22 protein-coding genes are annotated in these 21187 nt (G+C 69.5%); 19 read left to right on the top strand and 3 right to left on the bottom strand.

Annotated elements, in window-relative coordinates; genetic code table 11:
- Positions 1-63: 63 nt before the first annotated feature.
- The 10 genes from CSR00_RS03370 (at position 64) to CSR00_RS03325 (ending at position 8244) form a co-directional block, all read left to right on the top strand.
- Entirely contained in the window at positions 64-684 is a 621-nt protein-coding gene (locus CSR00_RS03370) for a LysE/ArgO family amino acid transporter (protein WP_245905806.1), read from the top strand.
- Positions 685-719: 35 nt separating this feature from the next.
- Positions 720-1313, top strand: coding sequence for a TetR/AcrR family transcriptional regulator (locus CSR00_RS03365; protein ID WP_099020994.1), 594 nt, complete (start codon positions 720-722; stop codon positions 1311-1313).
- Positions 1310-2098 (top strand): SDR family oxidoreductase, encoded by a 789-nt coding sequence (locus CSR00_RS03360; protein WP_099020993.1) that lies wholly within the window; start codon positions 1310-1312, stop codon positions 2096-2098. The genes CSR00_RS03365 and CSR00_RS03360 overlap by 4 nt, the downstream gene beginning before the upstream one ends.
- A gap of 107 nt (positions 2099-2205) precedes the next feature.
- Positions 2206-3192, top strand: coding sequence for an ABC transporter substrate-binding protein (locus tag CSR00_RS03355; protein WP_218014411.1), 987 nt, complete (start codon positions 2206-2208; stop codon positions 3190-3192).
- A 31-nt stretch (positions 3193-3223) separates the two neighbouring features.
- Entirely contained in the window at positions 3224-3916 is a 693-nt protein-coding gene (locus CSR00_RS03350) for a queuosine precursor transporter (RefSeq protein WP_245905805.1), read from the top strand.
- A 135-nt stretch (positions 3917-4051) separates the two neighbouring features.
- Complete coding sequence (locus CSR00_RS03345) at positions 4052-4702, top strand: 5-oxoprolinase subunit B family protein (RefSeq protein WP_099020992.1); 651 nt, start codon at positions 4052-4054, stop codon at positions 4700-4702.
- 13 nt (positions 4703-4715) lie between these two features.
- Positions 4716-5603 (top strand): 5-oxoprolinase/urea amidolyase family protein, encoded by an 888-nt coding sequence (locus CSR00_RS03340; protein ID WP_099020991.1) that lies wholly within the window; start codon positions 4716-4718, stop codon positions 5601-5603.
- 22 nt (positions 5604-5625) lie between these two features.
- Complete coding sequence (locus CSR00_RS03335) at positions 5626-6180, top strand: GNAT family N-acetyltransferase (protein ID WP_099020990.1); 555 nt, start codon at positions 5626-5628, stop codon at positions 6178-6180.
- Between the two features lie 163 nt (positions 6181-6343).
- On the top strand, positions 6344-7561 hold the full coding sequence (locus CSR00_RS03330) for a uroporphyrinogen-III synthase (protein ID WP_099021056.1): 1218 nt from the start codon (positions 6344-6346) through the stop codon (positions 7559-7561).
- Positions 7558-8244, top strand: a complete 687-nt coding sequence (locus CSR00_RS03325; RefSeq protein WP_099020989.1) for a sirohydrochlorin chelatase — start codon at positions 7558-7560, stop codon at positions 8242-8244. Before CSR00_RS03330 ends, CSR00_RS03325 begins: the two co-directional genes overlap by 4 nt.
- 67 nt (positions 8245-8311) lie before the next feature.
- Here the strand turns inward: CSR00_RS03325 and nirD are convergent, their stop codons facing one another.
- Together nirD and nirB are read right to left on the bottom strand one after the other, a co-directional pair.
- Positions 8312-8668: a nitrite reductase small subunit NirD gene (gene nirD / locus CSR00_RS03320; protein ID WP_099020988.1), complete on the bottom strand. Its 357-nt coding sequence runs from the start codon at positions 8666-8668 to the stop codon at positions 8312-8314.
- A 31-nt stretch (positions 8669-8699) separates the two neighbouring features.
- Positions 8700-11222: a nitrite reductase large subunit NirB gene (gene nirB / locus CSR00_RS03315; RefSeq protein WP_176561882.1), complete on the bottom strand. Its 2523-nt coding sequence runs from the start codon at positions 11220-11222 to the stop codon at positions 8700-8702.
- Positions 11223-11434: 212 nt separating this feature from the next.
- Here nirB and CSR00_RS03310 point away from each other — a divergent pair, with 212 nt between their 5' ends.
- The gene (locus tag CSR00_RS03310) at positions 11435-11893 is read left to right on the top strand and encodes an Hsp20/alpha crystallin family protein (protein WP_099021054.1); all 459 of its coding nucleotides are present in this window, start codon (positions 11435-11437) and stop codon (positions 11891-11893) included.
- Between the two features lie 95 nt (positions 11894-11988).
- Here the strand turns inward: CSR00_RS03310 and CSR00_RS03305 are convergent, their stop codons facing one another.
- Positions 11989-12714 (bottom strand): isocitrate lyase/PEP mutase family protein, encoded by a 726-nt coding sequence (locus CSR00_RS03305; protein ID WP_099021053.1) that lies wholly within the window; start codon positions 12712-12714, stop codon positions 11989-11991.
- A gap of 262 nt (positions 12715-12976) precedes the next feature.
- Between CSR00_RS03305 and CSR00_RS03300 the strand changes: the two genes are divergently transcribed.
- The 8 genes from CSR00_RS03300 (at position 12977) to CSR00_RS03265 (ending at position 21183) form a co-directional block, all read left to right on the top strand.
- Entirely contained in the window at positions 12977-13276 is a 300-nt protein-coding gene (locus CSR00_RS03300) for an Rv0250c family protein (protein WP_099020987.1), read from the top strand.
- A 64-nt stretch (positions 13277-13340) separates the two neighbouring features.
- Complete coding sequence (locus CSR00_RS03295) at positions 13341-14162, top strand: succinate dehydrogenase subunit SdhC (RefSeq protein WP_099020986.1); 822 nt, start codon at positions 13341-13343, stop codon at positions 14160-14162.
- Between the two features lie 56 nt (positions 14163-14218).
- On the top strand, positions 14219-16159 hold the full coding sequence (locus tag CSR00_RS03290; protein WP_099020985.1) for a fumarate reductase/succinate dehydrogenase flavoprotein subunit: 1941 nt from the start codon (positions 14219-14221) through the stop codon (positions 16157-16159).
- Between the two features lies 1 nt (position 16160).
- The gene (locus tag CSR00_RS03285) at positions 16161-16910 is read left to right on the top strand and encodes a succinate dehydrogenase/fumarate reductase iron-sulfur subunit (protein ID WP_099020984.1); all 750 of its coding nucleotides are present in this window, start codon (positions 16161-16163) and stop codon (positions 16908-16910) included.
- Positions 16911-17191: 281 nt separating this feature from the next.
- On the top strand, positions 17192-17353 hold the full coding sequence (locus CSR00_RS03280) for a hypothetical protein (protein WP_099020983.1): 162 nt from the start codon (positions 17192-17194) through the stop codon (positions 17351-17353).
- Between the two features lie 155 nt (positions 17354-17508).
- On the top strand, positions 17509-19257 hold the full coding sequence (locus tag CSR00_RS03275) for an AMP-binding protein (protein WP_099020982.1): 1749 nt from the start codon (positions 17509-17511) through the stop codon (positions 19255-19257).
- Positions 19258-19286: 29 nt separating this feature from the next.
- Positions 19287-19970 (top strand): GAP family protein, encoded by a 684-nt coding sequence (locus tag CSR00_RS03270; RefSeq protein WP_099020981.1) that lies wholly within the window; start codon positions 19287-19289, stop codon positions 19968-19970.
- An 88-nt stretch (positions 19971-20058) separates the two neighbouring features.
- The gene (locus tag CSR00_RS03265; RefSeq protein ID WP_099020980.1) at positions 20059-21183 is read left to right on the top strand and encodes a PE-PPE domain-containing protein; all 1125 of its coding nucleotides are present in this window, start codon (positions 20059-20061) and stop codon (positions 21181-21183) included.
- Positions 21184-21187 lie beyond the last annotated feature (4 nt).

Below are 21187 nucleotides of genomic sequence, written 5' to 3'. Positions count from 1 at the left end.
TTCTAATGATGAGTAAGATCATTTAGCTTCTCTTATTCGCTGCCGGTTCCTACCGTGGACGCCGTGCCCCCAGCCCAGCTCGCCCTCCTCACGGTGTTCGCCACCGGATTCCTGACCGCCTTCGCACTGATCGCCGCGATCGGCGCGCAGAACGCGTTCGTACTGCGTCAGGGCATCCGCCGCGAACACGTGGCCGCGGTGGTGACGGTGTGCACGCTCGCGGATCTGGTGCTGATCTCCGCGGGCATCGCCGGGTTCGGCGCCCTGGTCAGCGCCCACCCCGGCGCCGTGACGATCGCCAAGATCGGCGGCGCGGCCTTTCTGATCTGCTACGGGCTGCTCGCGGCCCGGCGCGCACTCAAACCGGGGGTGCTGACGCCCGCCGAGACCGCACCGGCGCGACTGGCCGGGGTACTGGTCACCGCGCTGGCACTGACCTTCCTCAACCCACACGTCTATCTCGACACCGTGGTGCTGCTCGGGGCGCTGGCCAATGAGCACCGCGAGGAAAAATGGCTGTTCGGCGTCGGCGCGGTGACGGCCAGCGCCGTGTGGTTCACCCTGCTGGGCTTCGGCGCGACGCGACTGAGCCGGCTGTTCGCCGTCCCGATGACATGGCGCCTGCTCGACGGTGTCATCTCGGCGACGATGATCTCGCTTGGAGCGTATCTGGCCGTCTCCTGACCTCGTTACGTGACAGGTACGTGACAATGGGCGATATGAACGCCCCCGACGAGCTCGGTCTGCGTGAGCGCAAGAAGATCAAGACGCGGGAGACCATCCGCCGCGAGGCGCTGCGGTTGATCGAGGAGAACGGCTACGCCGCGACCACCGTCGACCAGATCGCCGAGGCCGCGGAGGTCTCACCGAGCACGTTCTTCCGGTACTTCCCGAACAAGTCCGCCCTGCTGATCCCCGATCAGCTCATGGGGCCGATCATCGACTACTTCCTGGACGCGCCGACCGAGCTTTCGCCGATCGCGGCCTACCGGTGGGCTCTGCAGCAGGTGTGGGCGGCCTGGGCCACCGCCGACTGGGGTCCCGAAGCCGCCCGCCAGCAGCTGCTGTACAGCCTTCCGGAGGCGGCCGGCGCGCTGTACAACGAGTACATCACCACCATCGAGACCATCACCGAGGCCCTGGCGATCCGGCTGCACCGCCCCGTCGACGACCCCGAACTGCGGATCACCGCCGGCGCGATGACCGGTGTCATGATGGCCGCCCTGCACGGCAACCTGATGTCACCCGAGCAACTCGACCGTGGACTGGCGTTCCTTGACGCCGGCCTGCCCCTGACCAGAGGAACAGAATGACCAGGACCGTCTTCATCACCGGCGCCGCCGCCGGCATCGGCCGCGCGACCGCGCTGACGCTGGCCCGCAAGGGCTATCTCGTGGGCGCCTACGACCTCGACGAGGCCGGGCTGGAGCTGCTCAAAGCCGACATCGAGGCCTGCGGCGGACGGGCCCTGACCGGGCGCCTCGACGTCACCGACAGCGCCGAGATGCGGCAGCGGGTCGACGAGTTCGCCGCCGCCAACGGCGGGCGCCTCGACGTGATGATCAACAACGCCGGCATCCTGTTCGCGGGCCGGTTCGCCGAGATCGACCTGTCCGACCAGCACAAAGAGATCGACGTCAACTGCAAGGGCGTGGTCAACGGCCTCTACGCCGCCCATCGGCACCTGCGGAACACCCCCGGCGCGGTGGCGCTGAACCTGTGTTCGGCATCGGCCATCTACGGTCAGGCCGAGCTGGCCGTCTACAGCGCCACCAAGTTCTTCGTCCGGGCGATGACCGAGGCGCTCGACCTGGAATGGGCCGACGACGGGATCCGGGTGATCGACATGTGGCCGCTGTTCGTCGGGACGGGCATGCTCTCCGGCGTCGACACCGCCACCACCCGCTCACTGGGCGTACACCTGTCCGCCGAGGACGTCGCCGGGGACATCGCGGCGGCGCTGGAACCGTCCCGGCTCAGCCGGGTCCTGCACCAGGTGCACTTCCCGGTCGGCGTGCAGACCAAGGTCGTCTCGGCGTTCTCGCAGGTCGCCCCGAGCTGGCTGTCCCGCGCGGTCAACTCCCGGCTCTCGCACTGAGCCCCCGGGCACACCGAGCCGACAGGCTCGCATGACACCGAGCCGACAGGCTCGCATGACACCGAGCCGACAGGCTCGCATGACACCGAGCCGATAGGCTCCTGCGGGTGCATGCACACCTGAGCCGGCGCGGGTTTCTCGGCGCCGCCGGCGCGACGGCCCTGCTGCTGACCGCCGCCTGCGGCTCGGACGAACCGGCCCCGGGCAACCCCGGCGGTGGCGCGGTCACCATCAAGCATCTGTTCGGCGAGACCACCATCCCCGAACCCCCGACCCGGGTGGTCAGCGCCGGCCTCACCGAGCAGGACGATCTGCTGGCCCTCGGCGCCGTCCCGCTGGCCACCACCGAATGGTTCGGCAACCAGCCCTACGCCGTGTGGCCGTGGGCCCGGGCCGCGCTCGGTGACGCGCGCCCAGAGGTGCTCAGCCTGGCCGACGGCATCCAGATCGACCGGATCGCCGCGCTGCGCCCCGACCTGATCGTGGCGGTCAACGCCGGCGTGGACGCCGAGACGTATCGGAAACTGTCGGCGATCGCGCCGACGGTGCCGCAGTCCGGAGCTGACGCCTTCTTCGAACCCTGGCAGGAACAGGCCCGGACCATCGGCATGGCCACCTTCCACGCCGAGCGGATGGCCGGGCTGATCGACGGTGTGAACCAGAGGTTCACCGCCGCCGGCACCGCCAACGAACAGTTCAAGGACAAGAAGGCGATCCTGCTGCAGGGCACGCTGCCCGACGGCAACGCGGTGGCCACCGCCCCGGGCTGGCGCACCGACTTCCTCACCGAGATGGGCTTCACCATTCCCGACGCCCTGAACGCCTACACCCAGGGCTCCCGCGCCGTCATCCCGCCCCAAGAGATCGGCACCGTCCTCGACGTGGCCGACGTGTTGATCTGGACCACCGAGAGCGAAGCCGACCAGGCCGCCCTGCTGGCCGACCCGAACGTGGCCGAGCTGCGGGCCACCGCCCGGGACCGCAACGTGTTCACCACCAAGGATCTGGCCGGCGCGATCGCCTTCGCCTCGGTGCTGTCCTACCCCGTGGTCGCCGACCGGCTACCTCCCCTGCTGGCCCGGGCACTGTCCTGAGGGCGGCGGGCGGGTCTGCTTTGATAGCCGGGTGAGGAGCGAAGAACTGGCCGAACCTGGGCATCCCACCGGCTTCGCACAGGTCGGTTCGCGGTATTACCCGGTGTTCGTCGCCGTGTTCACCGCGCTCGTCATCATCTCCAACGTCACCGCCACCAAGGGTGTCGCGTTCGGGCCGATCATCACCGACGGCGGGTTCATCGTGTTCCCACTGACCTACGTGATCGGTGACGTGCTCTCCGAGGTCTACGGGTTCAAGGCAGCCCGCCGCGCGATTCTGCTCGGATTCGCCATGAACGCCCTGGCCGCGTTGGTCTTCTGGATCACGATCTATCTTCCGGCCGCCGACTTCTACGAGAACCAGGCGCACTTCGAGAACATCGTGCACGCCTACACGCAGCTGATCGTCGCCGGGCTCGCGGGGTTCCTCGTCGGGCAGACCATCAACGCCTGGGCCGTCGTGGCGATCAAGGAACGCACCAAGGAGAAGCACCTGTGGGCACGGCTGATCGGCTCGACCTTCGCCGGCCAGCTCGGCGACACCCTCGTGTTCTGTGCAATCGCAGCAAACGCGATCGGCATCAACACCTTCCACGATTTCGTCGTGTACACCGCACTCGGCTGGTTCTACAAGACCGCCATTGAGGTGATCATGCTGCCGGTGACCTACCGGGTGATCGCCGCGGTGAAAAAACGTGAGCCCACCTACGAACCGATGGTGTGAGCGGGTCCGTCGGGATGGCGATGGGGATGCCGTTTGGGTTGCCGCTCGAGACGCCGATTGTGCCTTCGTTAAGAAGCTTCTGGCGTGGCGATAAAGGCCTGGGCAACACACGTTACTCGGCGGTAACGTCGTGTCATGAACGCCCCAGTGGAAACCAGGGTCAGCGAGATGGTTCGCGATTACGGCGACCACGCCCTGCTGCTTGAATGTGCCGGCACCGCCGAGGTGCTGGCGTGGACGGCCGCCCTGCGGGAGGCCGGCCTGCCCGGTGTGCTCGACGTGGTGCCGGCGTCACGGACGGTGCTGGTCAAACTGGCCGGTCCGCGCTACCAGATGCCGACCCGTCAACGGCTGATGCGCCTGGGCGTCGACATCGAGACCGCCGCGGCCCGCCCCGGCGACGGCCGCGCCGACGTCGTCATCGACGTCGTCTACGACGGCGCAGACCTGGCCGAGGTCGGGGAGCTGACGGGCCTGGGCGCCGCCGGGGTCGTCGCCGCCCACACCGGCACCCTGTGGCGGGTCGGATTCGGCGGCTTCGCACCGGGTTTCGCCTATCTGATCGACGGCGACGCACGCCTGCAGGTGCCGCGGCGGGCCGAACCGCGCACCCGCGTACCGGCCGGAGCGGTCGGACTGGCCGGTGAGTTCAGCGGCGTCTATCCGCGCGAGTCGCCCGGCGGGTGGCAGCTCGTCGGGCACACCGACGCCGTGCTGTGGGACATCGACCGCCCGGACCCGGCCCTGCTCACGCCGGGCACGTGGGTACGGTTCCGGGCCGTCTGAAACGAGGACAACCATGATCACACTGGAAGTGATACGCACCGGGCCGCTGGCCCTGCTGGAGGACCTGGGCCGCACCGGGATGGCCCATCTGGGCGTGGGCCGCTCGGGGGCCGCCGACCGTCGCGCACACACGCTGGCCAACCGGCTGGTCGCGAATCCCGATGACCGGGCGACCGTCGAGATCACCCTCGGCGGCTTCTCGGCCCGGGTGTGCGGCGGCAGGCTGGACATCGCGGTCACCGGCGCCGACGCCGACCCCGCGGTGAACGGAGTCCCGTTCGGCACCAACAGCATCCACCACGTCCGCGAGGGCGAGGTGATCTCCCTGGGCGCGCCGTACACCGGCATGCGCAGCTATCTGGCGGTGCGCGGCGGGATCGACATCAAGCCGGTTCTGGGGTCGTGCAGCTACGACGTGATGGCCGCGATCGGGCCGCGGCCGCTGCAGTCGGGCGATCTGCTTCAGGTCGGCGAGCACAGCACCGACTACCCCGAACTGGACCAGGCCCCGGTGGCCCCCATCGACCACCGCATCGCCGACCTGCGGGTGGTGGCGGGCCCTCGCGACGACTGGTTCCTCGACCCCGACGCGCTGGTCCACACGGTGTGGGTGGTCTCCGATCGCAGCGACCGGGTCGGCATGCGACTGTCCGGCACACCGATGCGCTACCGCCACCCCGACCGCCAGTTGCCGTCGGAGGGCGCCACCCGGGGCGCGATCCAGGTGCCGCCCAACGGACAGCCGGTCATCCTGGGCCCGGACCACCCGGTCACGGGCGGATATCCGGTGGCGGGCGTCATCGTCGACGCCGACATCGACAAGGTCGCCCAGATGCGCCCCGGGCAGCCCGTCCGGCTGCACTGGTCGCGCCCGCGCCGCCCGTTCTCGGACGAGTGGTAGCCGCTGCTGGTAGAACGGCAGTGTGCACACCCAGGTTCACACCGCACGCCTGGTCCACACCGCCGACCTCGACCATGACACGCGCGAGGACGCGCGCCGCATGGTCGCCGAGGCCTTCGCCGGCGAGCACGAGAACTTCACCCCCGCCGACTGGGAGCACGCCCTGGGCGGGATGCACGCCCTGGTCTGCCACCACGGCGCGCTGATCGCCCACGCCGCCGTGGTCGCGCGGCACATGCTGCACCGGGGGACGGCGCTGCGCTGCGGGTACGTGGAGGCCCTGGCGGTGCGCGAGGACTGGCGCGGCCAGGGGCTCGGGCATGCCCTGATGGACGGCGTCGAGCAGGTGATACGCGGGGCCTATCAGCTCGGGGCGCTGTCGGCGACCGATGCCGGACGGCCGCTGTATGCGTCGCGCGGCTGGCTGCCCTGGCGCGGGCCCACCGCGGTGCTCTCTCCCGACGGGGTGGTGCGCACACCCGCCGAGGACGGCGCGGTGTTCGTCCTGCCGGTCGACACCGAGGTGGACACCGCCGGCGAACTGGTGTGCGACTGGCGCGACGGTGACGTCTGGTGACGTCTGGTGACATCTCGTGCCGGTGCGGTGACCCGGCCCTGACCTGCACCGACACCGACCTCACACCCCCGGTCCGGGGTGGGTGAGCCGAAGTTCACGGTGGGGTCATTCCGCGATCGGCCCGGCAACCTGCGGGCAATAATCGCTGCTTACGGTGGAGGGCATGACCGCGCCACTGCCGGATGACGCCACGGCGACCCGCGGCGCCGCCACGGGCGGCGCGGGCGAGCCGGACTGGGCCCCGTTGACCGGGTACCGGGTGGCGGTGACCTCCGCGCGGCGGTCCGACGAGTTGTGTGCTCTGCTGCGGCGTCGCGGCGCGACCGTGTGCGCGGCCGCGGCGATCGCCATGGTTCCCCTGCCCGACGACGAGGAACTGCACACCCACACCCAGGCGCTCATCGACGCCCCGCCCGACATTCTGGTGGCCACCACCGGAATCGGGTTCCGCGGGTGGATGGCCGCCGCCGACGGCTGGGGCCTGACCGGCGACCTGACCGCTGCGCTGTCCAAGGCCCGGATCGTCTCGCGCGGGCCCAAGGCCACCGGCGCCCTGCGCGCCGCCGACCTGCCCGAGGAGTGGTCACCGGATTCGGAGTCCTCCCGCGAGGTGCTGCACTACCTGCGGGAGTCGGGCGTGCAGGGGCTGCGCATCGCGGTGCAGCTGCACGGTGCCACCGACGAATGGGATCCGTTCCCGGAGTTCCTCGACGAACTGCGGGCCGCCGGCGCCGACGTGGTGCCGATCCGGGTCTACCGGTGGCGGCCCTCCCCCTCCGGCGGGGCGTTCGACCAGCTGGTGGCCGGCATCGCCGACAGCCAGTTCGACGCGGTGAGCTTCACCTCCGCCCCGGCGGTGGCGGCCATGCTGTTGCGTGCGCGCGAGCTGGGGCTGGAGGCGCAGGTACTCGACGCACTGCGCACCGACGTGCACGCCATGTGCGTGGGACCGGTCACCGCGCGACCGCTGGTGCGCCTGGGCATCCCGACGTCGGCGCCCGAGCGGATGCGCCTCGGCGCGCTGGCCCGCCACATCACCGACGAGCTGCCGCTGCTGTGCTCACGCACCGTGCACGCGGCCGGACACCGCGTGGAGATCCGCGGCACCTGTGTGCTGGTGGACGGCGAGGTCAAGACCCTGTCCCCGGCGGCGATGGCCACCATGCGGGCGCTGGCCCACCGCCCGGGCGCCGTGGTGTTGCGTCGCGATCTGCTCGCCGCCCTGCCCGGCACCGGCACCGACACCCACGCCGTGGAGACCGCGGTGCTGCGGCTGCGAACCGCGCTGGGCGACAAGAACATCGTCGCCACGGTGGTCAAACGCGGCTATCGGCTGGCCATCGACGAGGATCTCGACGACGCGGGCCGGGAGCGGCCGTGACCGATCTGCTGCTGGTGGCTCACGGCACCCGCAAACCGGGCGGGGTGGCGATGATCGCCGAACTCGCCGACCGGGTCGCCGGCACGCTGGGTCGCCGCGTGCGGGTGGCGTTCGTCGACGTGTTGGGCCCCACCCCGTCGGATGTGCTCGACCGACTGCCCGGGCCGACGGTGCTGGTCCCGGCGTTCCTGTCCAGCGGCTACCACGTTCGCGCGGACATCCCCGAGCACGTCGCGCGCTCCGGGCGCGACGACGTGACCGTCACCCCGGCCCTGGGACCGTGCCCCCGCATGGTCGGGGTCGTCACCTCACGGTTGCTCGAATCCGGCTGGCGGCCCGGCGATTCGGTGGTATTGGCCGCGGCGGGCACCTCCGACCCCAATGCCCAGCGCGACCTGCGGATCACCGCCACGCTGCTGTCCTCGGCGATCGGGTCACGGGTGGAGCTGGCCTACGCCGCCACCGGGGAACCCCGCGTCGCCGACGCGGTGGCCGGTCTGCGCGCCCGCGGCGCGCACCGGGTGGTGGTCGCGTCGTATCTGTTGGCCGACGGGCTGTTCCAGGACCGGTTGCACGCATCCGGAGCCGACCTGGTCAGCGCGCCGCTGGGCCTGCACCGCGACACCGTGCGGCTCGTCGCCTCCCGGTTCGCGCGGGCCAGGGTCTCGGTACCGGCACGATGACGCCGCCGAGACTCTAACTTCTGCCGGGCCCTCTCGACGTTTGCGTACACAAGTTGCAGTCTGGGCGTCAGGACTGCGGCCGGCCCACCTGAACCTCACCGCCGTCGGTGATCCGGGTCGCATACACCGGAACCGACACGGTCGGGTCGTCCAGGCAGACGCCGTCGTCGAGGTTGAAGGCCTGCTTCTTGATCGGCGACTGCACCACCGCGCGGCCACCGCGGTCGCCGACGATGCCGCGGGAGAGCACCGCGGCACCGCTGAACGGGTCGATGTTGCCCACCGCGCGCAGGGTGCCGTCGTCCAGACGGAACAACGCGGCCTGCTCCCCGTTGTCGAGAAGCACGCCGACGCCACGCCCGGGCAACAGCCGGTCGTACCCGCACGCGACGGTCCACACCTGGATATCGTTGAGCAGGGTCATTTTTCGGTCCTCCTGTGAGTCGGTGCGGTGATCAGGATTTAGGCACCGCCGGCATCCCGATCGGCACCCTGCGCCCGTTGCGCTCGGCGAACTGAACCGTCACGTCCTCGGCGTCGGGGGCGTTGACGAACGAGACGAAACGCGACAGCTTGTCGGGATCGTCGAGCACGCCCTTCCACTCGCAGGCGTAGCCGGCGACATGGCGGGCCATGGCCGCCTCGAGTTCGTCGGCCAGCCCCAGCGAGTCCTCGCACACCACCTCCTTGAGGTGGTCGAGGCCGCCCTCGAGGCCCTCCACCCAGGGCGCGGTGCGCTGCAGCCGGTCGGCGGTGCGGATGTAGAACATCAGGAACCTGTCGACGTAGCGCACCAGCGTCTCGGTGTCCAGATCAGTGGCCAGCAGCTGGGCGTGGCGCGGGGTCATGCCGCCGTTGCCGCCCACGTAGAGATTCCAGCCGTTCTCGGTGGCGATGACGCCGACGTCCTTGCTGCGCGCCTCGGCGCACTCACGGGCGCAGCCCGACACCCCCATCTTGATCTTGTGTGGCGCGCGCAGTCCCCGGTACCGCAGTTCCAGGTCGATGGCCAGCTGAACCGAGTCCTGCTGCCCGTAGCGGCACCAGTCGGTGCCCACGCAGCTCTTGACGGTGCGCAGGGCCTTGCCGTACGCGTGGCCGGACTCCATGCCGCCCTCGACCAGCCGCTGCCAGATCCGCGGCAGCTGGTCGACCCGCGCCCCGAACATGTCGATGCGCTGGCCGCCGGTGATCTTGGTGTAGAGCCCGAATTCCTTGGCGATCTCGCCGATGAGGATCAGCTGCTCGGGGGTGATCTCGCCGCCGGGAACCCGGGGCACCACCGAGTAGCTGCCGTTGCGCTGGATGTTGGCCAGGAAATGGTCGTTGGAGTCCTGCAGCGAGGCCTGTTCCCCGTCGAGGATGTGCTCCGAACCGGTGGACGCCAGGATCGAGGCGACGACGGGTTTGCAGATGTCGCAACCCTTGCCGGTGCCGAACCGTTCGATGAGCCCGGAGAAGGTCCGGATCGAGGTGGCTCCGACGATCTCGAACAGCTCGGCGCGGGACTGGCCGAAGTGCTCGCACAGCGCGGCGGACTGCTCGACTCCCTGGGACTCCAGCAACTGCTTGAGCAGCGGCAGGCAGGATCCGCACGAGGTGCCGGCCTTGGTGCAGGCCTTCAGCGCCGGAACGTCGGCGCAGCCGTCGCCGATGGCACCCAGCAGATCGGCCTTGGTGACGTTGTTGCAGGAACAGATCTGGGCGCCCTCGGGCAGGGCACCCACCCCGAGCGCGGCGCCGCCCCCGTCGGACTGGGGTGCGATCAGCGCCAGCGGGTCGCCGGGCAGCTGGCCGCCGACCATCGGCCGCAGCACGCCGTAGGCCGAGGCGTCACCGACCAGCACCCCACCCAGCAGCGTGGAGGCGTCATCGGTGAGCACCAGCTTGGCGTAGGTGCGCCGCACCGGGTCGTTGACGACCACTTCCAGGCAGTCCGGGGTGACGCCCATGGCGTCACCGAAGCTGGCGACGTCGACGCCGAGCAGCTTGAGCTTGGTGGACAGGTCGGCCCCCGGGAACTCGGCGGCACCGCCGACGAGCCGGTCGGCCACCACCTCGGCGGTGGTGTAGCCCGGGGCCACCAGCCCGTAGCACCGGCCCTCGACCGCGGCGACCTCGCCGATCGCGTAGACATTCGGATCGCTGGTGACACACGAGCGGTCGGTCAGGACGCCGCCGCGCTCGGCCAGCGCCAGCCCGGCGGCGCGGGCCAGCTCGTCGCGAGGGCGCACGCCGGCGGCGAAAACCAGGACTGCGGTGTCGATCTCGCTGCCGTCGGACAACCGCACCCGCATCCGCCCGTCGGCACTCGTCTCGATGGCCTCGGTGCCGGCACCGGTGTGCACCGCGATGCCCAGGTCGGAGATCATCCGCGCGAGCAGAGTCCCGCCGGCCTCGTCGAGCTGTTGGACCATCAGCCGGGGCGCCATCTCCACCACGTGCGCGTCCAGGCCGAACCCGCGCAGCGCGTTGGCGGCCTCCAGCCCCAGCAGACCGCCACCGATGACCACACCGGCGGTCGGCGCGCCGCCGGCCTCCAGCGCGCGGTCCACATCGGCGCGGATGGCGTCGAGATCGTCGAGGGTCCGGTAGACGTGACACGCCGGCAGGTCGTGGCCGGGCACCGGCGGAACGAAGGCATAGGACCCGGTCGCCAGGACCAGGGCGTCGTAGTCGATGCGTTCACCGGACTCGGTGTGCACGCACCGCGCGCCGCGGTCGATCCGGGAGACCCGGGCGCCCAGCCTCAGCTCGACGTTGTCGTCACCGGAGTAGGCGTTGCCGGGCAGCGCGAGCAGGGCACGCTCCCAGTGTTCGGTGTAGCCGGTGAGCCCCACCCGGTCATAGGCGGCGTCGGACTCCTCGGCCAGCACGGTCACCTGCCACGCGCCGGTGGTGTCACGGGAACGCAGCGCCTCGACGAACCGGTGGCCCACCATGCCGTGACCCACGACGACGACGCTTTTCGTTGGCATGCCGCTGAGGCTAGAAACTCCGTATTGCCGCCATGTCGCATCGTGTGAAGCCGCCATCACGGTCTCCTCACGTACCAACCGCAACCCATGTGAGCCCCGCGGAGCCGGGTTCGCCGAGGGCGAACACCGTCGGGAACATGAGCGTGGGTGACTCAAGTTCTACTGGGTAGCCAGCCGGCGCGGTGCCGGCCCCGGACAGCAAGGAGTCGCTGATGAGCAACGCAACACTGCGGAACCGCCCGGCATGGGACGTGGACCGCTGGGTGCAGGATTTCTTCGGCCCGGCACGGCCCAACGACGGGGCACGTGACGGGTTCGCGGGAACCGGGACCGCGGGCTTCCGCCCCGCGGCCGAGATCACCAAGGACGGCGACGACGCCGTCGTGCGGGTGGAACTGCCCGGCGTCGACGTCGACAAGGACGTCAACGTCGAGGTGGACCGGGGGCACCTGGTGATCCACGGCGAGCGCCGCGACGAGCGCAGCGACGAGAAGGACGGGCGCACCCTGCGCGAGGTCCGCTACGGGTCGTTCCGCCGGTCGTTCCGGCTCCCGCAGAACGTCACCGGTGAGGCGATCTCGGCCAGCTACGACGCCGGCGTGCTGACCGTACGGGTGGCGGGCGCCTACGCCGGGCGTCAGCCGCAGCGCATCGCCATCGAAAGCAAGTAGCGCGGCACGCCGCCGGGGTCGTGGATCGAATCGGATCCACGACCCCGGTCGCGTTCGGCCCTGGTCAGTGCTGGTTCAGTGCCGGATCAGCCGGATCAGTGCCAGCGCGCGAGGATCTCCCCGGCGCGTGTGGCCAGCGCGGCCTGCAGCAGCGGGCCGAAGCTGATCCGCCCCACCCCGAGCGGCCCGAACGACGCCGGATCGTCGGACTCCGGCACCGCGATCGCGTTGATCGGCAGCGGCAGCTCGGTGGCCAGCCGGCGCAACACCTCGGGCTCGTGCCGGCCGACCGGATACAGGCAGTCCGCACCGGCCTCGGCCGCGGCGTTCAGCCGGGTCACGGCGCGCTCCACCCGGTCGGCCTCGTCGCCGTCCTTGCGCAGGAACAGATCGGTGCGGGCGTTGATCACCACATGCACCCCGGCGTCGTCGGCCGCCGTGCGCAGTGCGCCCACCAGGGCGGCATGCTCCTGAACCGAACGCAGCCGCCGGCCCTCGCCATGCACGGTGTCCTCGATGTTGAGCCCCACCGCGCCGACGCCGAGCAGACCCGAGATCAGATCCTCGGCGGGCAGTCCGTACCCGGACTCGATGTCCACCGACACCGGCACCTGCACCGCGGCGGTGATCTGGGCGACCCGGGCCAGCAGGTCCTCGAACGACATTCCCTCGTTGTCGGGCTTGCCGATCGAATCGGCCACCGGGTGACTGCCCACCGTCAGGGCCCGGAACCCGGCGCCGACCGCCAGCGTCGCCGACCAGGCGTCCCAGACCGTCGGCAGGATCACCGGATCACCGGGTTTGTGCAGTTCAAGAAGCATTCTGGCGGCGCGGTCCAGCCCGGGCGCGCCCGGGTCGGCCACACCCCCGTCCACACCGTCGCCCGTGCCGTATCCCATACCGGATCCCATCGGAACCTCACTTCCCGTCGGCGCCGCACCGGCGACCACCGCCGGCAACGTAGGAAAGCCTGGCCGACCTCCCGACATTCCATGACGTGACGTGAGTCACGTTGCAAGCGTGAAGTAGCTAGCATCGAGTGTCGTAATGTGATTCCCGACACCTTCAGCCCAAGGAGGTCACTTGTCCAGCACTACCGAACTCGCCGAACTGCACGAACTCATCGGTGGCCTGAGGCGGTGCGTGGCATCGTTGCGGTCCCGCTATGGCGACAATCCCGCCCTGCACAGGATCGTGATGGACGCCGACCGCATTCTCGGCGATGTCGAACTCCTTGACACCGACGCCAACAATCTCGATCTGTCACGCTTCGCGGTCCAGCACTCGGGTGAGAAGATCCCGATTCCGGACACCCAGTACGACAACGACTTCTGGCGCGATGTCGACGACGAGGGCGTGGGCGGCCACAACCGGACCCTGTGACCCCGCGAGGCACCGGCACACCACCACACGACGGTCCCTGCCGTCGAGGAAGGGAACCCCATAGATGAGTGCGCCCACGGCGGATCGTCCTGCCACCGGTGTCTTCTCCCCCACCCGAGCCCGCATCGCAGCCCGCACGCTGCGCACCGACAACTGGCGCAAGGCCCCGATCCTCACCGATCTCGGGCTGGCGGCGTTCGTCATCTACGCCACGGTGCGGGCGTTCTGGGGCAGCGCCTACTGGGTGGAGGACTACCACTACCTGACGCCGTTCTACTCACCGTGCGTGAGCGCCTCCTGCGTGGAGGGCGCACGACACTTCGGGACCTGGGTCGGCGAGGTGCCGTGGTTCATCCCGCTGGCGTTCGTGTCGTTGCCGTTCCTGTTGCTGTTCCGGCTGACCTGCTACTACTACCGCCGGGCGTATTACCGCTCGGTGTGGCAGTCGCCGACCGCGTGCGCGGTGGCCGAGCCGCATGCCCGCTACACCGGTGAGACGCGGTTCCCGCTCATCGTGCAGAACTCCCACCGCTACTTCTTCTACATCGCGGTGGTGATCTCGCTGATCAACACCTACGACGCGATCATGGCCTTCCACTCGCCCACCGGTTTCGGCTTCGGCCTGGGCAACATCATCCTGGTGGGCAACGTCGTCCTGCTCTGGATCTACACGCTGTCGTGTCACTCCTGCCGGCACGTCACCGGTGGCCGCCTCAAGCACTTCTCCAAACATCCGGTCCGGTACTGGATCTGGACACAGGTTTCGAAGATCAACACCCGCCACATGCTGTTCGCGTGGATCACGCTCGGGACGCTGATGCTGACCGACTTCTACGTGATGCTGGTGGCCAGCGGAACCATCCCGGACTTGAGGTTCATTGGCTGACAGGCACTTTGGACCGTCACCGAGAAGAGCAAGCGCGAAAAGGCAAGTGAGGATTAATGACTACAGGTGACGCCAGCCATCCGGAGGGCTCATCACAGCTGGAACGGCACTCCTACGACGTCGTGGTGATCGGTGCCGGCGGCGCCGGCCTGCGGGCCGTCATCGAGGCCCGGGAACGGGGCCTGCGGGTGGCTGTGGTGTGCAAGTCGCTGTTCGGCAAGGCCCATACCGTGATGGCCGAAGGCGGCTGCGCCGCCTCGATGCGCAACGTCAACACCAAGGACAACTGGCAGGTGCACTTCGGTGACACCATGCGCGGCGGGAAGTTCCTCAACAACTGGCGGATGGCCGAGCTGCACGCCCAGGAAGCCCCCGACCGGGTGTGGGAGCTGGAGACCTACGGCGCCCTGTTCGACCGGACCAAGGACGGCCGGATCAGCCAGCGCAACTTCGGCGGGCACACCTACCCGCGGCTGGCCCACGTCGGCGACCGCACCGGACTGGAGATCATCCGGACCCTGCAGCAGAAGATCGTCTCGCTGCAGCAGGAGGACAAGGCCGAGCTCGGCGACTACGAGGCGCGCATCAAGGTGTTCCACGAGTGCACCATCACCGAGCTGGTCAAGGACGGTGAGGCGATCGCCGGCGCGTTCGGGTACTGGCGCGAGACCGGCAAGTTCATTCTGTTCGAGGCGCCGGCGGTGGTGCTGGCCACCGGCGGTATCGGCAAGTCGTTCAAGGTGTCGTCGAACTCCTGGGAGTACACCGGCGACGGCCACGCCCTGGCGATGCGGGCCGGCTCGTCGCTGATCAACATGGAGTTCATCCAGTTCCACCCCACCGGCATGGTGTGGCCGCTGTCGGTGAAGGGGATCCTGGTCACCGAGGGTGTGCGCGGTGACGGCGGCGTGCTGAAGAACTCCGACGGCAAGCGCTTCATGTTCGACTACATCCCCTCGGTGTTCAAGGGCCAGTACGCCGAGACCGAGGAGGAGGCCGACCAGTGGCTCAAGGACAACGACTCGGCGCGGCGCACCCCTGACCTGCTGCCCCGCGACGAGGTCGCCCGCGCGATCAACTCCGAGGTCAAGGCCGGCCGCGGCACGCCGCACGGCGGTGTCTACCTCGACATCGCCACCCGCATGACGCCCGAGGAGATCAAGCGCCGGCTGCCCTCGATGTATCACCAGTTCATGGAGCTGGCCGAGGTCGACATCACCAAGGACGAGATGGAGGTCGGCCCGACCTGCCACTACGTGATGGGCGGTATCGAGGTCGACCCGGACACCGGCGGTGCGGCCACCCCGGGCCTGTTCGCGGCCGGGGAATGCGCCGGCGGTATGCACGGCTCCAACCGGCTCGGCGGCAACTCCCTGAGCGACCTGTTGGTCTTCGGCCGCCGCGCCGGGCTGGGCGCCTCCGACTACGTCCGGGCGCTGTCCAGCCGGCCCTCGGTGTCCGACGAGGCGGTGAGTTCCGCGATGGCGATGGCGTTGTCGCCGTTCGAGAAACATCCGAACCCGGAGAATCCGTACACCCTGCACGAAGAGCTGCAGGAGATGATGAATCACCTGGTGGGCATCATCCGCAAGGAGGGCGAGATCCGCGAGGCGCTGGACAAGCTCGAGGAGCTCAAGGCCCGGGTCCACCGCGTCACCGTCGAGGGGGGCCGCCTGTACAACCCGGGCTGGCACACGGCCGTCGACATGCGCAACATGCTGCTGGTCAGCGAGTGCGTGGCCAAGGCCGCGTTGCAGCGCACGGAGAGCCGCGGCGGGCACACCCGCGACGACTACCCCGCGATGGACGCCAACTGGCGCCACACCCTGCTGGTGTGCCGGACCGCCGGGGGTGACCCGGTGGTCCCCGACGTCAGTGTCACCCCGGAACAACAGATCCCGATGCGCCCGGACCTGCTGGAGATCTTCGAGCTCTCCGAGCTGGAGAAGTACTACACCGAGGCCGAGCTGACCGACCACCCCGAACGGAGAAGCTGAGATGGCGAGTTACGACGCCAACATGCGAGTGTGGCGCGGCGACGAGACCGGCGGCGAACTGCACGACTACACGGTGGCGGTCAACGAGGGCGAGGTGGTGCTCGACATCATCCACCGGTTGCAGGCTACGCAGACGCCCGATCTGGCCGTCCGGTGGAACTGCAAGGCCGGCAAGTGCGGGTCGTGCTCGGCGGAGATCAACGGCAAACCGCGGCTGATGTGCATGACCCGGATGTCGACGTTCGACCCCGCCGAGACGGTCACCGTCACCCCGATGCGCACCTTCCCGGTCATGCGCGACCTGGTCACCGACGTGTCGTTCAACTACGAGAAGGCCCGCCAGATCCCGGCCTTCAGCCCGCCCAAGGACCTGCAGCCCGGCGAGTACCGCATGCAGCAGGAGGACGTCGGCCGGTCACAGGAGTTCCGCAAGTGCATCGAGTGCTTCCTGTGTCAGAACGTCTGCCACGTGGTGCGTGACCACGAGGAGAACAAGCAGGCGTTCGCCGGCCCCCGGTTCCTCATGCGGGTCGCCGAGCTGGACATGCACCCGCTGGACACCCTGGACCGCAAGGACATGGCCCAGGACGAGTTCGGGCTGGGCTACTGCAACATCACCAAGTGCTGCACCGAGGTGTGCCCGGAACAGATCAAGATCACCGACAACGCGCTGATCCCGATGAAGGAGCGCGTCGCCGACCGCAAGTACGACCCGATCGTCTGGCTGGGCAACAAGCTGTTCCGGCGCTGAGCCTGAGCGTGCGAAGGCGAAAGGCGCCGGAACCATCCGGCACCGTCGGCGCTGAGCCTGAGCCCGCGAAGGCGAAAGGCGCCGGAACCATCCGGCACCGTCGGCGCTGAGCCTGAGCGCGCGAAGGCGAAAGGCGGCCTGAGCCTGAGCGTGACGCGGTGGCGGGAAATCCCTCGATTTTCCGCCACAGCGTCACGTTCGGCGGTTCATTCCGCCGTCGTGGGGGCAGCACTCGGGCGTAGGCTCGAGACAGCCGCCACTCAACGACGAAAGGCAGCACTGTGACGATGCGAGAGATCACCAGCGTCAACGACATTCGAACCGCGATCCGCGAACTGTCCGCCCGGGCCGAGCTCGCCCGCAAGGAGGGACGCCCCGACGACGCCGCCGAGATCGAGCAGCGCATCCAGGGCTACCGCGAGGAGCTCGCGCAGCGTCCCTGACCGGGATATGCCCCGGCACCGGGGCCTCCACCCGCCACCGTCGCCGCCCCGACGGGCGCCCGGCAGTGTTTGCTGGTTTCGCACGGTGATGCAGGCGCGGGTTTCCTCTACCTGACACCCCGCGCGAGGGCTCGGCGGGCGGTAAATTCACGCGCATGCAACAGCCGTCTCTGCTGTCCGTTCTCCGTGAGCGGGCCGGTCTGCAGCCGCAGGATCCCGCCTTCACCTACACCGACTACGAGCAGGACTGGGCAGGCGTCGCGGAAACCCTGACCTGGTCCCAGCTCTACCGCCGGGTGTGCAACGTGGCCCACGAACTCAGGTCGCACGGAAAGCCCGGGGATCGGGCCGTGATCGTGGCCCCGCAGGGACTCGACTACGTCGTGGGGTTTCTGGGAGCGATCCAGGCCGGTTTGATCGCCGTCCCGCTCAACGTGCCGCAACCCGGTGGACACGACGAGCGGACCAACGCCGTCCTCGCCGACACCGAGCCCACCATTCTGCTCACCACGACGGCGGCAACCGGCACGGTCAGCGAGTGCGTCCGGCCGCTGAACGGGCACGGCCCCGCCATCGTCGAGATCGACACGCTGGACCTGGATGCCCGCACGGGCAGCAGCGCCCTGCCCCGCGACCTGCCCGAGATCGCCTACCTGCAGTACACCTCCGGTTCCACCCGAACCCCGGCCGGCGCGATGATCACCCACGCCAACCTGCACACCAACTGGCAGCAGGTCATGGCCAACTTCTTCGCCGACTGTCCCGGGGGCATCGCTCCGCCGGACACCACGCTCGTGTCGTGGTTGCCGCTGTACCACGACATGGGCCTGATCAAGGGCGTGGTGGCTCCGATTCTCGGCGGCTACCGCTGCGAGATGACCAGTCCGATCGCGTTTCTGCAGCGGCCGGCCCGCTGGATGCAGAGCGTGGCCCGGGCCACCAACGCCTGGTCGGCGGCCCCGAACTTCGCCTTCGACCTCGCCATTCGCCGCACCAGCGACGAGGACATGGCCGGACTCGACCTGTCCGGCGTGCTCGGGCTGGTCAGCGGGAGCGAACGCGTCCATCCGGCCACCCTGAAGCGGTTCACCGAGCGGTTCGCCAAGTTCAACTTCCGCGAGGACATGCTGCGACCCACCTACGGACTGGCCGAGGCGACCCTGTTCGTGGCCGCCCGGTTCGTCTCCGGCGAGGCCCCCCAGGTGGCCCGCTTCGACGCCGAGAAACTCGCCAAGGGCAGCGCCCGCCGCTGCGAGGACGCGACCGGCTCACCCCTGCTCAGCTACGGCATGCCCGCGGCCCCCACGGTGCGCATCGTCGACCCGGACAACTTCGGTGAATGCCCCAGCGGCAGCGTCGGCGAGATCTGGGTGCAGGGCCCCAACGTCGCGGCGGGCTATTGGAGCAAGCCCGAGGAAACCCAGCACACCTTCGGCGCGACGATCGCCAACCCCCTGCCCGGCACCCCCGACGGGCCCTGGCTGCGGACCGGCGACCTCGGATTCGTCTCCGATGACGAGCTGTTCATCGTCGGGCGGCTCAAGGACCTGCTGATCGTGTACGGGCGCAACCACTACGCCGAGGACATCGAGGCGACGGTGCGCGAGATCACCGGTGGCCGGGTCGCGGCCATCGCGGTTCCGGTGGACCACACCGAGAAACTGGTCACCATCATCGAGTTCAAGAAACGCGCCGACGCCGACCCGGACAGCGACCCGCGGGCCCTGCTGCACGGCGTCAAGAACGACGTGACCGCGGCGGTGGCCAATTCGCACGGGCTGAACCTGGCCGACTGTGTGCTCGTGCCGCCCGGCTCGATCCCGACCACGACCAGCGGCAAGATCAGGCGGGCCAGCTGCGTCGAGCAGTACCGCCAGTCACAATTCACCCGATTGGACGCCTAGCCGGCCAAGCCCGACCACCATCGAGTGCCATGTGGATCACCGTCATGGTGATGGCCGTCGCTGTCAGCCTGGAGCCGTTCCGGATCGGGATGACGGTCCTGATGCTCAACCGGCCCCGGCCGACCCTGCAGTTGCTGGCATTCCTGTGCGGCGGGTTCGTGATGGGAATGGGCGTCGGGCTGCTCGTGCTGTTCGCACTGCGGCCGGCGCTGTCGACGTCGACTCACTTCACCCTGCCCAAGGTGCAGATCGTCGTCGGATCGGTGGCGTTGCTGACGGCCGCGGTGCTGACGGTGATGTCGATGGTTTCGGCGACGCCGATCGCGTCGGCGGCCCGCGCCGCGGGCGACCCTGTGATGAGCAGGCTGTCGGGCCGGGCGCGGTCCCTGCTGACCGGACGATCACTGTGGGTCGCGGGCGTCGCCGGCCTCGGCATCGCGCTGCCCTCGGTCGACTACCTGGCCGCGCTGGCGGTGATCCTCGCCTCGGGAGCCGCGGCGGCGACGCAGTTCACCGCCCTGCTGACCTTCAACATCGTCGCCTTCACCCTGGTCGAACTGCCGCTGCTGGCCTACCTGTTCGCCCCGCGGCGGACCCAGGCGGCGATGACCGCCTTCTACGACTGGGTCCGCTCACGGCGCCGGTGGGAGGTCGCCGCCCTGTTGGCCGTGGTGGGCACCGTACTGCTCGGGGCCGGGCTCACCGGAATCTGATCGTGACGGCCGGGCAAGTGTCCGCCGTCCTTCCCGCGGGTGCAGTAGGGTGGCCGCAAGAGCCACCGGGCCGTTTGGGGGATAGCCGATGAAGCGACTGCTCGCGGGTGCCCTCGCCCTCGGTGTCGTGGGCTACTCGGGCGGGTTCGGCCCGGGCACGGCGTTCGCGGAGACCACCTCCTGGGCCCCGCCGGGTCCCGGTGCCGCCGACCAGCCGTTCGCCGCCGAGGCCGGACCGGGAACCGGGCCCGCGGCGGGGCCGGGCACACCCCCGGTCCAGGTGGTCTACGCCGTCGGCGGGGCGCGCCCGCCGGGCATCCCGTGGTACGACTACGCCCACCGGCTCGGTGCCGGCTACTACCCCGGGGCCGACCGCGAGATCATCGACTATCCCGCCGGCGCCCCGTTCAGCTGGGTTCCGGACATGTTCGCGACGCACCGCCCGGACGAGAACGTCAGCATCGGCGTGGCCGCCGACGACGCCACCGCGACGCTGAACACCGCCATCGAGCAGGGCACCCGTCCCGCGGCGGCGGTCGGGCTGTCGCTGGGCTCGCTGGCGCTGGACAAGGAACAGGCGCGGCTGAGCACCGATCCGAACGCCCCGGCGCCGGACATGCTGCAGTTCACCACCATCGGAGATCCGGTCGGGCACAGCGGTTTCGGGAAGAGCTTCCTGTCCGGCCTCTTCCCGCCCGGCAGCTACATCCCGATCATCGACTACACGATGCCCGACACCGACAACAGCCAGTACGACACCAAACGGGTGGTCGCCGCCTACGACGGACTGTCCGACTTCCCGGACCGCCCGGACAACCTGATCTCGGTCGCCAACGCGACCGTGGGCTCGGCGATCGTGCACACCCCGGTGGCGTTCACCGGCCCCGAGATCGTGCCGCCGCAGAACATCAAGACGACCACCAACGCCCGCGGCGCCACCACCACCACCTACCTGGTGCCGGTCAACCACCTGCCGTTGACGCTGCCGCTGCGCTACCTGGGGATGTCCGACGCCGACGTCGATCAGATGGACGCGGTGCTGCAACCCATCGTCGACTCCGGCTACTCGCGCAACGACAATCCGGCCACCGCCACCGTCATGGTCGACCCGCTGCACGGCATGGACCCCGTCGGCAGCCTCGATCCGGCCACCCGCGCCGAGGTGGAGAACGCGATCGCCACGGTGCGGGGCTACCTGGCCCCGCTGGGCTGACCGA

Origin of the sequence: Mycolicibacterium palauense, from assembly GCF_002592005.1 — a bacterium.
In the GTDB taxonomy this organism is placed as follows: Bacteria; Actinomycetota; Actinomycetes; order Mycobacteriales; family Mycobacteriaceae; genus Mycobacterium; species Mycobacterium palauense.
This window is presented reverse-complemented; position numbering and strand designations above follow the sequence as displayed.

Bases quoted from the DNA above. Each gene is read 5' to 3' on its own strand.
- CSR00_RS03345 (WP_099020992.1), top strand. From the start codon at position 4,052: ATGAACGCCCCAGTGGAAACCAGGGTCAGCGAGATGGTTCGCGATTAC.
- CSR00_RS03360 (WP_099020993.1), top strand. From the start codon at position 1,310: ATGACCAGGACCGTCTTCATCACCGGCGCCGCCGCCGGCATCGGCCGC.
- CSR00_RS03270 (WP_099020981.1), top strand. From the start codon at position 19,287: ATGTGGATCACCGTCATGGTGATGGCCGTCGCTGTCAGCCTGGAGCCG.
- CSR00_RS03265 (WP_099020980.1), top strand. From the start codon at position 20,059: ATGAAGCGACTGCTCGCGGGTGCCCTCGCCCTCGGTGTCGTGGGCTAC.
- CSR00_RS03310 (WP_099021054.1), top strand. From the start codon at position 11,435: ATGAGCAACGCAACACTGCGGAACCGCCCGGCATGGGACGTGGACCGC.
- CSR00_RS03365 (WP_099020994.1), top strand. From the start codon at position 720: ATGAACGCCCCCGACGAGCTCGGTCTGCGTGAGCGCAAGAAGATCAAG.
- nirB (WP_176561882.1), bottom strand. From the start codon at position 11,222: ATGCCAACGAAAAGCGTCGTCGTCGTGGGTCACGGCATGGTGGGCCAC.
- nirD (WP_099020988.1), bottom strand. From the start codon at position 8,668: ATGACCCTGCTCAACGATATCCAGGTGTGGACCGTCGCGTGCGGGTAC.
- CSR00_RS03295 (WP_099020986.1), top strand. From the start codon at position 13,341: ATGAGTGCGCCCACGGCGGATCGTCCTGCCACCGGTGTCTTCTCCCCC.
- CSR00_RS03305 (WP_099021053.1), bottom strand. From the start codon at position 12,714: ATGCTTCTTGAACTGCACAAACCCGGTGATCCGGTGATCCTGCCGACG.
- CSR00_RS03290 (WP_099020985.1), top strand. From the start codon at position 14,219: ATGACTACAGGTGACGCCAGCCATCCGGAGGGCTCATCACAGCTGGAA.
- CSR00_RS03340 (WP_099020991.1), top strand. From the start codon at position 4,716: ATGATCACACTGGAAGTGATACGCACCGGGCCGCTGGCCCTGCTGGAG.
- CSR00_RS03275 (WP_099020982.1), top strand. From the start codon at position 17,509: ATGCAACAGCCGTCTCTGCTGTCCGTTCTCCGTGAGCGGGCCGGTCTG.
- CSR00_RS03285 (WP_099020984.1), top strand. From the start codon at position 16,161: ATGGCGAGTTACGACGCCAACATGCGAGTGTGGCGCGGCGACGAGACC.
- CSR00_RS03330 (WP_099021056.1), top strand. From the start codon at position 6,344: ATGACCGCGCCACTGCCGGATGACGCCACGGCGACCCGCGGCGCCGCC.